Here is a 535-nt window from a genome sequence, read left to right as displayed (position 1 = left end):
TGCGATTTCTGACAGATGGTTAGCCATTTTCAGAGTGCCGGTCAGCGCAGCATCAATGTCATTTTTGGCCTGTTCTGCTGCGCGGGCATAACCTGCGGCTGCCGCCACATCCTGCGCCGTCTGCTGTGCGTTTCCGGCTGCGGCCCCGGCGCTCTGCTGCGCCTGCGCCACCATTTCCTCAAAGCGTTTGACGACATCCGGCTTCAGGTCGCCTTCATCGGGGGCAGTCAGAAAGTCATTCAGCGTGCCGGGCTTTGAGTCGTCGTATACAGCAATGTCGCCAACACAGTACTCGTCGCGCCAGTCCCGTTTCAGATACACGCAATATTTTCCGACCTGTGCCTCAAACGAATATTCACCGTTATTTCCGGTCACTACATCAGCCCTGGTACGCATCACCACTTCTGAGGTGTTTACACGGGATTTCAGAATAATCGTAAGCGTACAGCCTGAACCGTCTGGTCAGAATCTGACGAATTAGACAAAGTGGTGTCCACCAAATAAGTAGTGGGAACCAAAGTGTCAGATATGCAGA

General features: G+C 53.5%; 1 protein-coding gene. It reads right to left on the bottom strand.

Going from position 1 to position 535, the window contains the following annotated elements:
* A partial coding sequence (locus tag BGK49_RS17420) for a prophage tail fiber N-terminal domain-containing protein (protein ID WP_171729994.1) occupies positions 1 to 435 on the bottom strand: 435 nt, incomplete at its 3' end.
* Between the last annotated feature and the right edge of the window lie 100 nt (positions 436 to 535).

Origin of the sequence: Shigella sp. FC1544 (genome assembly GCF_001722145.1) — a bacterium.
GTDB classification, from domain to species: Bacteria; Pseudomonadota; Gammaproteobacteria; order Enterobacterales; family Enterobacteriaceae; genus Escherichia; species Escherichia coli.
Note: the sequence above shows the minus strand (reverse complement) of the source record. Positions and strands in the feature narration are given on the sequence as shown.